Source organism: Bdellovibrionales bacterium, assembly GCA_019750295.1.
Taxonomy (GTDB): Bacteria; Bdellovibrionota; Bdellovibrionia; order Bdellovibrionales; family JAGQZY01; genus JAIEOS01.
The window spans coordinates 76,987-89,167 of record JAIEOS010000026.1 but is presented as its reverse complement, the minus strand read 5'-3'; the positions used below and the strand labels follow the sequence as shown (position 1 = coordinate 89,167).

The 12,181-nt window shown below is 50.1% G+C and carries 1 protein-coding gene (cut by a window edge); it reads left to right on the top strand.

The genetic code is table 11. The annotated features are described in order from the left end of the window. A protein-coding gene (locus K2Q26_07035; GenBank protein MBY0315255.1) for a choice-of-anchor D domain-containing protein crosses the window boundary here: on the top strand, positions 1–12,181 show its 3' portion. 18,143 nt of this gene lie to the left of the window's left edge; 12,181 of the gene's 30,324 nt are visible here — the last part of the coding sequence; the start codon falls outside the window, past its left edge; the stop codon is at positions 12,179–12,181.

Here is a 12,181-nt window from a genome sequence, read left to right as displayed (position 1 = left end):
AGCTTCGGCAATTGCAGAGACAGGATTGGCCTCTCCGTTTGTTTTTGTTGGTGGTTCATATCCTGGAACCGGTGGAACGTGTACAAATACTTTAAATCCTGCGGCCACATGTACAATCGCGGTGGCTTATGCGCCGGGTGGAGTCAGTCCTCTCGATACAGATACTATTAATATGGCGTACAACGATGGCGTGAATGCTCAAGCCGCGACACGAACTGTGCAAGGGATCGCGGTGACACCAGCCAACATCACGATTACCGAATCTGATCCTTACAATTTCGGCACACTTGCCAGTGGCGGATCGAACAGCCATACGTTCACATTAACCAATACTGGTGGATTTGGTGCGAGCGTCATTAACGAAACGGGCTTAGCGGCGCCTTTTGCTTTCCTCGGAGGAGCATTCCCGGGCACAGGTGGAACATGTACCGCCACTCTTGGACCTGCAGCCGCTTGTACCGTTGTCATCGCGTTTAGTCCGATCGCCACGGGTGTTCAATCTGACACCATGGTCTTTAGTTATAACAATGGTGTCACCACCGTTAGCTCGTCTCGTCAAGTGACAGGTACCGGTGCGGCTCCCGCCTTGATTACGATTTCGGAATTAGATCCTTATGATTACTCGAATGTGACTGTTGGCGCGGTGTCGAATCATATCTTTACTTTAACAAATACCGGTGCGGTGAACGCAACGGTTGTGGGTGGATCGGGCTTAGTCGCTCCGTTTACATTCCTCGGTGGGGCCTTCCCAGGAACGGGCGGAACTTGTACGGCGACCATCGTGGCCGGAGCGAATTGTACCGTTGTTGTCTCCTACGCCCCGACAGCGACAGTCACATCGAATGATACGATTGAGATTAATTACTACAATGGTGCGGCTTCGCAAACAAGCTCTCGTCAAGTGACAGGTACAGGTATAGCTCCAGCATTAATTACGATCAGTGAGACTAACCCGTATGATTACGGACTCATTGCTAACGGTGGAACGCTTTCTCATCTGTTTACTTTAACAAACTCGGGTGCTAGTAACGCAACAACCATCAGCGAAACAGGCTTAACCCTTCCATTCCGTTTCTTAGGTGGCGGATTCCCAGGAACGGGCGGAAACTGCGGTACGACGTTAGCGGCAGGAGCGACTTGTAATATAGTGATTGAATTTGCGCCGAGTATGGTGGGTTCATTCCCGGATACTATTAATTTTAGCTATAATAATGGTGCGGCCACAGTTGCAGCCACTCGCGATATTCAAGGAACAGCGGGCGCTCCGGCAGCCTTAGCCATCGATAGTGGACCGACTTATGATTACGGCGTAAGAGCGACAGGATCAACCATTGATCGCATTTTTAACATCACTAACTCCGGAGCCGTGTCTGCAATCAGTGTGACAGATTCTGGCGGCCTAGCTCTTCCATTCCTTTATAAAGGTGGATCTTATCCAGGAGTCGGCGGAACTTGTGGTGCGACGATTGCCGCTGCGGCGACATGTACAATAGTTGTAAGCTATGAGCCCGCATCGATTGGTGCGCACGCCGATACGATTCAAATCAATTTTAATGATGGTGCCACGACGCAAAACACTCAGCGTAACATACAAGGCACAGGGGCAGCACCGGCTGTTCTCGCTCTCAGTGCAACAAATCCTTATGACTACGGCTCCAATGCGATCGGAAGCTCGACGTCGCACACTTTCACTCTTTCGAACACAGGTGGAGTTGCGGCGACAGCGATTCTTGAAAATGGTATCGGCGCACCGTTTGTGTACGTCGGCGGAACATACCCGGGAGCGGGTGGAACTTGTACCACAACCCTCTCTGCGGGCGGAAGTTGTACTCTCATTATAGCGTTTGAACCCACAGGAACCGGTCTACTCACAGATGTGATTAACGTTTCCTATAACGATGGTGCGATCGTCCAAACTGCCACTCGAAATATTCAGGGAACGGGCGTGGCTCCGGCGTTGCTCACGATTTCTGAAGTGTCTCCGTACAGCTATGGAACTCGTCCTACGGGGAGCACAACGTCGCATACATTTGTTGTTACAAACAGTGGTGGTATCACGGCCACGGCAATGGCGGGACTGGGAGTTAATGCACCTTACGGATTCCTCGGTGGAGCTTATCCGGGAACGGGTGGAAATTGCGGACTGACTCTTGCGGCCGGAGCTAACTGTAATATCGTGGTGGCTTACATGCCAAGTGTGGCAAGTCCTGCAGATAACGACACAATTCAAATTGATTACAATAACGGCGTTGTCGCACAAAGTGCGCTTCGCGACGTGACAGGCATTGCCGTGACTCCAGGCGTACTCACGATATCTGAGACCGACCCTTACAATTACGGAACATTTGCGATCGGTGCAACGGTGAATCATACATTCACTATCACTAATACCGGAAACTTCCAGGTTTCTGCAATGACCGAAAACGGATTAGCGGTTCCTTACATTTACTTCGGTGGAGTTTACCCTGGTACAGGTGGTACTTGCTCGACAACTCTTAATCCGGGTGTGAGCTGTACAATTGTTGTCCAGTACTCTCCGAACGCCACTGGTTTACAGACCGACACGATCAATTTTTCTTACAACGACGGCGTCAACCCGCAGAACGTTTCTCGCCAAGTTCAAGGAACTGGTGCGAACCCTGCGGTACTCACGATCTCGGAAGTTAATCCTTACGATTTCGGTACCGTGGCGATTGGCGGTAATCTCACACACTTCTTCACGGTTTCGAACACCGGTGGATTTACGGCAACGGCTATAGCCGAAGTCGGAATTGCCGCTCCGTTTGGTTACGTCGGAGGATCTTATCCTGGCACCGGCGGAACTTGCGCGGCAAGTTTGGCCCCAAGCACAAGTTGTACAGTCAATCTTGAGTTTGCTCCGAGCGGAACGGGCTTAGTCTCCGATACGATCACTTTCAACTACAACGACGGTGCAACGACTCAGTCCGTGAATCGTCAGATTCAAGGTACAGGTACTGCCTCTGCTTTGATCGTCATCAGCGAAGTTGATCCTTATAGCTTTGGTTCTCGCACCATCGGAACATCGACAACTCACGTCTTTACTTTAGTGAACACCGGTGGTGTTCCTGCGACCGCGGTGAGTGGTGGTGGACTTGTAGCTCCATTTAATTATTTGGGTGGTGCGTATCCTGGTACGGGTGGAAACTGTAATAACTTTTTGGGCGTCGGATCTTCGTGTCAAATCGTTGTCGAGTTTGCACCGATCGGCGCAGGTTTAGCCTCTGACGCGATTCAGATTGATTATAACAACGGTGCTGCCGTAGCGCAGTCGAACCGTATTGTTCAAGGAACGGGTTTAACTCCATCGTTACTCACCATTTCCGAAACCGATCCTTACGATTACGGCGTTATTGCAAACAATGGATTTAGATCTCATGTATTTACGATTAATAATGCGGGCGGAAGTGCGGCGACGGGAATTCTAGAGATCGGAATCGGAATGCCATTCCGTTTCTTAGGCGGTGGATATCCTGGAACGGGTGGAACTTGTGCGACCACACTCGGTGCCGCCGCAAGTTGTACGATTGTGGTTGAATTTGCCCCGACCGTTTTAGGTGCCTATAACGATACGATTTCTCTGCAATATAATAATGGCATCGGGGTCACTACCGTGAATCGCGATATCCAGGGAACATCAGGAGCTCCAGCAGCGCTTCTCATCAGCGATGGGCCGACATTTGACTACGGAACTCGCGCGACAGGAAGCTCTTTAGATAAAGTCTTCACAATAAGTAACACGGGTGCTGTGGCAGCAACAAGTATCGTTGATGCCGGAACGATGGCTTCTCCGTTTGTATTTAAAGGCGGAACATACCCAGGCGTGGGAGGAACTTGTACAGCGTCTTTAGGTGCAGGATCTAACTGTACGATCGTTGTCAGTTTCGAGCCCGTGATTAATGGTCTCCAGAGTGATGATATCGAATTGAACTTTAATAATGGTTCTATTACGACAAATTCGCAGCGTGCCGTTCAGGGAAGAGGAGCTGCTCCTGCCGTGTTGAATATTTCAGATGCTGATCCTTATAGCTTCGGAACCATTCCGACCGGTGCTGTCGCCACTCATACGTTTACCGTGACGAACGGTGGATCGGTGACGGCAACTCTGATGAGCGAAGTGGGTCTTGGTGCTCCGTTTGCGTTTGTCGGTGGAACTTATCCAGGAACTGGTGGAACCTGCTCGACGGCTCTGAGTCCGGCGGGCTCTTGTACGCTCGTAGTGGCTTACGCGCCGATTTCTCCGGGATTATCGTCAGATACATTAACCATGAGTTACTTTAACGGAGTGAGTACTCAAAACTCCAATCGTCAGGTTCAAGGCAATGCGGTATCACCGGCGAACTTAACGATTACCGAAACCAATCCATATAGCTTCGGCACTATTGCTAGCGGAGCCACTCGCACTCACACATTCACGATCTCTAACACCGGTGGATTCCCAGCAGCGTCGGTCAGCGGCTTAGGATTGGCATCCCCATTCTCCTTCCTCGGTGGAACATACCCTGGAACAGGTGGAAACTGTACGAACACAATCAATGCGGGCGCAAACTGTAGTATCGTTATTGAATACGCTCCGGTCGCTGTTGCTGTCAGTAACGACACAATTCAAATTGATTACAACAATGGTGTTGTGCTGCAAAGTGCTCTTCGCGATGTGACGGGAACTTCCGTTTCTCCTGCCAATATCACGATCAGCGAAACGGACCCTTACAACTATGGAACACTACCTGCCGGTGCGACGGCGGTTCATACTTTTGTTTTAACGAACACCGGAACATTCCAAGCGACCGCTTTGACAGAAATTGGTATCGGAGCGCCTTACCGCTATCTCGGTGGAACTTATCCAGGAACTGGTGGTAACTGTACTGTATCTCTCAATGGCGGAGCCACTTGTAATATCGTTGTTGAATATGCGCCGACGATTCCGGGGGCGGACAACGACACCATCGTCTTTAACTATAACAACGGTATTAATGTTGTGGCCTCGACTCGAACGGTTCAAGGAACTGCAGTCTCGCCGGCGAATTTAACCATTTCCGAGACCGATCCTTACAACTATGGAACTTATGCGGTGGGTTCGAATGTGGATTATATATTTACCGTTTCGAATGCAGGTGGATTTATCGCAACGTCCATGGTGGAAGTGGGATTAGGTGCTCCGTTTACTTTCACAGGTGGAACTTATCCTGGAACTGCCGGAACGTGTGCCGCCACTTTAGCGGCCGGCGCAAACTGCACGATTCAAGTTCGCTTTTCGCCAAGTTCTACGGGCTTATCGACAGACACCATTCAAATGGCTTACAATAACGGTGTCTCTGCTCAGATCTCGAGCCGTCAAGTTCAAGGTCTTGGAGCGGCTCCTGCGTTAGTCACAATTAGCGAAGTCGATCCTTACGATTACGGCGGCGTCACTGTCGGTGCGACGGCGAATCGTACATTTACATTATCGAACACGGGTGGTGTGTCGGCGAACACGATGTCGGGCTCAGGTCTTGCGGCTCCATTCTTCTTCTTAGGTGGATCTTATCCAGGGACAGGTGGAACTTGCGGAGGAACTCTTGGAGCTGGTTCTTCATGTACGATTGTCGTTCAGTATGCTCCGATTGGCACGGGCGCAGCGAGCGACACTATCGATATCAATTACAACAACGGAGCATCGGGGCAAACAAGTTCTCGTCAAGTGACCGGAACTGGAATTTCTCCGGCGCTCCTTACGATCGACAACGGACCTACTTATAACTTCGGTCTCATCGCAAATGGCGGATCAAGATCTCAATCCTTCATTATTTCCAATAGCGGTGCCAGCACGGCAACGGCTATGCTCGAAGTTGGCTTAGCACTTCCATTCCGCTTCCTGGGTGGTTCGTTCCCAGGAACTGGTGGAAATTGCGGTACGACCTTATCTCCAGCCTCTTCTTGTAACATCGTTGTGGAGTTCGCACCGGCGGGTGTGGGGCCATTCAGTGACACTATTGACATTAGTTATAATAACGGAGCAGTTCCTGCGAACGCTCTTCGGGCCGTTCAAGGAACAGCCGGAGCGCCGGCAACTTTAGTGATTAGTGATGGGCCGACTTTCGATTACGGTACAAGAGCTGCGGGAAGCTCTTTAGATAAAACATTTACGATTGATAACACGGGTGCGGTGACCGCCTCGGCCATTGTCAATGCGGGCACTATGAATGCACCGTTTGTATTTAAGGGCGGTTCTTATCCTGGGGTCGGTGGAACTTGTGGTGGTTCTCTCAATGCAGGAGCAAATTGTACAATCGTGGTGAGCTTCGAGCCGGTGATCAACGGATTACAAACTGACGATATCGAATTAAACTTTAATAACGGTGCGATTTTGACGAACACCACTCGTGCGGTTCAGGGGACAGGAGCCAACCCTGCGCTCTTAACCATTTCCGAAACCAATCCGTATGACTTCGGCAGTATCGCGATGGGATCTTCGGCCACTCATACGTTCACAGTGACAAACTCTGGTGGTGTTTCAGCTTCGGCGATGTCCGAAGTTGGTCTTGGAGCTCCGTTTGGATTCTTGGGTGGTTCATATCCGGGAACGGGTGGAACGTGTGCGGGCATTCTCAGTGCTGGCGGTTCGTGTACGCTCGTTGTTCGGTACGCTCCTTTAGCGACGGGTTTACAATCGTCGACAATCACGGTGAGTTATTTTAACGGTGCGGCCACTCAGAATGCGAACCGACAAGTTCAAGGAACGGGTGTGGCTCCGGCGTTATTAACGATTTCCGAAATCAATCCTTATAGCTTTGGTAATTTAGTTCCGGTGGGCGCAACGCGTACACATATATTCACCGTGACGAATTCTGGTGGAGTGACGGCGTCGGCGGTCTCTGGAGCCGGTCTATTAGCTCCGTTCTCGTTTGTCGGCGGAACATTCCCTGGGGCGGGTGGAAACTGCGGGACCACGATTACGGCCGGTGCCAATTGTTTGATCGCCGTTCAATATAATCCGACGGTCACAAGCCCTGGAGATAACGACACTATCGAAATCTCTTATAATAACGGTGTAACGACTCAAACAGCCACTCGTGACGTGACGGGTATTGCGGTGAGCCCAGCGGTGATTACGATTTCCGAAACCGATCCGTATAATTTTGGAAGTACACCGGCTGGAAATAATATTGATTACACATTCACATTATCAAATACAGGTGCGGTCACAGCCACTTCGCTATCTGAAACGGGCTTGGCAGCTCCATTCAGTTTCCTCGGAGGAGCCTTCCCTGGAACAGGTGGATCGTGTTTAACAACTCTCAATGCGGGCGCAAACTGTACGATCGTTCTTCGCTTTAATCCGAGCTTAGCGGGATCTTATAACGACACCATCAATATGTCTTATAATAATGGTGTCGGTGTTGTTTCATCGACTCGTCAGATTGAAGGTACCGGCGTATCACCGGCGTTGCTCTCGATTTCCGAAGTGGATCCTTATAATTTCGGTACGGTTGCGGTCGGTGCGAGCGTGATTTATACATTTACGATCACCAATACCGGAGGCTTTACGGCTTCGGGCATCAGCGAAACTGGAATTGCAGCCCCGTTCACTTATGTCGGTGGTGCATATCCTGGAACCGGTGGTAACTGTTCAACAACGCTGACGCCAGCGTCGTCGTGTACGATTGTTCTTCGCTTTGCTCCATCGACGACAGGTTTGGCTCCAGACTCCATCGACTTTAATTACTTCAACGGTTCTTCAGTTGTAGTGTCATCACGTTCTATCCAAGGAACGGGAGCATCCCCGGCCTTGATCACAATTTCCGAAACGAATCCTTATGACTACGGCAATATCACTAACGGGGGTAGCCAGCAGCACTCCTTCACCGTGACGAATACCGGTGGTGTGCCCGCGACGGCCATGGGTGGATCGGGTCTTGCGGCTCCATTCACTTATTTCGGCGGATCGTATCCGGGAACGGGTGGAACTTGTACTAACAGTTTAAATCCTGGAAGCAGTTGCTCGGTTGTGGTGAACTTTGCTCCGACCAGCACTGGAATCATGAGCAGCACGATCAATATCGATTACTTCAACGGCGTGATTTCGCAGACATCGTCTCGTAACGTCCAAGGAACGGGAATTGCTCCGGCACTCATTACCATCAGCGGAGCTGATCCTTACGACTACGGTTTGATTGCCAATAATGGTTTACGTTCGCAGACATTTACTTTAACGAACGCGGGCGCAAGCAATGCGACGGCGATTGTTGAGGTGGGTCTAGCGGCTCCTTACAGCTTCCTTGGTGGAGGTTATCCAGGAACGGGCGGTAACTGCGGAGCATCTCTTGCCCCGGCGGCCACATGTAATATTGTGATCGCATACAATCCGACGGTTCTTGGAGTGAGCGCTGATACGATCAGCATGCAATATTTTAACGGAGCAGTGACGACGACATCGAACCGCAACGTCCAAGGGACATCGGGAACTGCAGCCACACTCACTTTTGCAGGTGTAAGTCCTTTTAATTTCGGTACGCAAGCGACAGGATCTTCCACAGACACGACATTTACGATCACCAACAATGGTGCCGTCACTGCGACGGGTATCGGCGATAGCGGAAACCTCAATGCTCCATTCATCTTCAAAGGTGGTGGCGGTTATCCAGGCGTCGGTGGAACGTGCGGAGCGACCTTGGCCTCGGCTGCAAGTTGTACGGTGGTCGTCACCTTCTCACCGACGAGCAACGGTTTGCAGACCGACGCTGTGGATCTAAATTTTAATAACGGGGCCATCTTAACGAACTCGACTCATCCGGTTCAAGGAACGGGTGCCTCTCCGGCCAGCTTATCGATCTCCGAGATCAACCCATTCACGTATCCTTCAACAACCGTGGGATCTACGGCGTCCCATATCTTTACAGTGACCAACACGGGCGGTGTTTCGGCCACAACAATTAGCGAAGTGGGGCTCAACGTTCCATTCCGCTTCCGCGGCGGTACTTATCCAGGAACAAGCGGTACATGCGCGGCGACGATTACGAGCGGGGCTTCGTGTGACCTTGATGTTGAATTTGCTCCGATCTCTTCGGGTCTGGTGAACGATTCGATCGACTTGAGTTATTTTAATGGTCAGTCTGTGGCGAACTCGCAGCGGGCGATTCAAGGAACGGGCTTATCTGTTGCGACTCTTGCGATCAGCGATACAGATCCATACAACTTCGGTACCGTAGCTACGGGCGGTCTTGCGACTCATATATTTACCATCACAAATTCGGGCGGTTCTGCGGCGACGAGTGTGGCGGAAGTTGGTCTTGGCGCACCGTTTGTTTATACCGGCGGGGCATTCCCGGGAACGGGCGGTAACTGCGGAACTTCGATCCCAGCCAGTTCTTCGTGTAACATCGAAGTGGCCTTTAACCCAGGACTCGTAGGCTTACAGTCTGATACGATTAACGTGACTTACAACAACGGATTTACCGGAGTATTTACAACTCGTCAGGTTCAGGGTGTGGGAGCGGCTCCAGCGTTACTGGATATCAGCAACGGACCTCTTTATGATTACGGCACACTAGCGGTGGGTGCGGTCGCTACGCAAACATTTACCATTACGAATAATGGTGGTGTGACAGCCACAGGAATTTCTGACGGTTTAGGTTTAGCGGCTCCTTACTCTTTCCTTGGTGGTACTTTCCCAGGTACGGGCGGATCTTGCTTGTCGACGCTTGCTCCGGCAGCCAGCTGTACGATGGTGGTTAGATATGCTCCGGGTGGTGTCGCTACTCACAATGACACAGTTTTGGTGAATTATAATAACGGTGTAAGTGCACAAGTCTCTTCACGTAACATCACAGGTGCGGGCGCTAACCCAGCATTAATAACAATTTCAGGAGCTGCAACGTATGACTGGGAGACTTTACTCAACGGTAGTAATCAAACTGTGAGTTTTACGATTAATAATATTGGTGGAGTTGCGGCGACGAGCCTGAATGGAACGGGTCTTGCGGCACCCTACAGTTTCCCGGGCGGATATCCAGGGACTGGTGGCGATTGCGGAATCAGTCTTGCGCCGGCATCGAGCTGTACGGTCTTCGTCAGATTTAGTCCGTCAGTGAGTAACACTCACATCGATACTGTTGAGATCGATTACAATAACGGTGTCTCCGCCCAGCAGACGACTCGTCCTATGACAGGTCGCTCGTATAGCGACGTCATGGCCCTGACGCTTTCAAGTCCCTCTTCAAGTCCAGGGGCTGATGCGACACCATCGATTCAAGTGAATGGTGTTATTCCAGGCCTAAGAATCTTCCTCTATTCTGATGCGGCCTGTACGTCTCAAGTTGGATTTGATGATACTGTGGCCAGCTCTATTGTGGTCACGTCGTCAGCTCTAGCCGAAGCTGCATATACGTTTAAGACTAGGGCTCGAGATTTCTACGGAAATTTAACTCCTTGCTCAACAAGCAGCGTGAGCTATACACTCGACACCACGGCCCCGGCTCCGGGAACTTGGTTCTGGGGCATGACAAGTCCGAATGATGGCACGGAAAGTACCGATGTCACCCCGCAAATTTCCGTAACCGGAATTATCGGAGAGAACGGGACGATTGTTCAGCTTTATCAAGATAACTTGTGTACACAAGCTGTTGGAGCTCCGCAGGTGATTTCTGGAGGTGGAGCGACCTTCAGTTTAACCTATGTCACTGGTGGAGCTGATGACGGTAATAAAACATATTACGCCATGGCTACAGATTTAGGATCCAACCAAAATACCTGTGCCGCAGGTAATACGAATATGAATTACTTCCTAGATACGGTGAGTCCGAATAATGCGAGTTCATTTGCTGTGGCGAGTGGTTGGTCTCAAAATGCAAGTAACTCGCCGGCGTTAACATGGGCTGCCGTAACCGATCCGTTACCATCGTCAGGCGTAAACCGTATTGAAGTTGGATTATCTAACACCGTTGCAGGTGGTAATCAGGTAGCTGGATGGTTCTCTCTAGCAAATAATATTACTACATATACATTTACTGGGTTGGCAAGTTTAACTGAATGTACTGATTATTACCCGAGTATTCGTATATTTGATGATGTGGGTAACGTGAGTGCAGTGGTTGTCAGCTCGCCTTACAAAGTTGATACTATAAATCCACCAAACATCACTATCACCAGCATTTTGAACGATAACGATGAGGACAATTCTCCAACAATCACTTGGTCCGTTTCTAACGATAATTGCGGATCTGGCTTTGTCGATTATCGCGTAGCCATTAGCTATGATACAAATAATAATGGCGTTCTCGATGCTGGCGAACTAGGTAATACGGTTCCATATTCGAACGTAGGAAATGTCACCACAGATTCTCGTGCTGGTCTCACTTTGACAGGTGTTAATGGGTATTTCACTTCTGTATTTGCGACGGACAGATCTGGTAGAACATCAGCGCGAACTGATACGGTCAAATGGTATACATATCGTGGCGTCCAGCTAGATGGAACTAACGAATATCTGACATTATCTGATACCTGGTATAACGGCGATTTCACGATTTGTATGTGGATTCGTCCAGCAAGTGTGGCGGGCCAGACACTTATGAGTATGTCTAACTTTGACAAATATTTCTATCTGTCATTCGACAATAATGAGATGGATTGGAAGTGGGAAGATAGTGCGGATGCGGATTTCGTGATGGATGGCGCGCCTACATTTACTGTGGGCACAACTTACCAAGTTTGTGTTGGTGGAGATCATAACATTAGTGCAGGTGGTGCTGTCACCTCAAGATCGTGGAGAAATGGAGCGCAGATAAGTCAAACGACGGTTGCTCCAGCGACCACAGTAGGACCTGCGGCAACATTTAATACCTTAACGTTAGGAAATGAACCAGCTCCAGCCTTTCAATCTGCCGACGGAGATAAGACACTTCCATACAATGGAGTCATGGATAACGTAATGATTTGGAGATTTTTCTTGCCAACGAATGCGATTACCCAGCTTTATGCGACCGGTTTGGGTTTTGATCCGACCACGGCGTTTAGTAATTACTTGGCGGCTCATGTGACGGCGTTGCGTCACTATTTCGAGATGGGTGATGATCCTGCGGATAAAATTGATGCTCCAGGCGCGATCATCAATGACGTTCAGAATAACGAGGATCTGATTCCGGTGAACTTTGAGCCTGGAGATTTTGGTCAGGGAGCCGGTTAA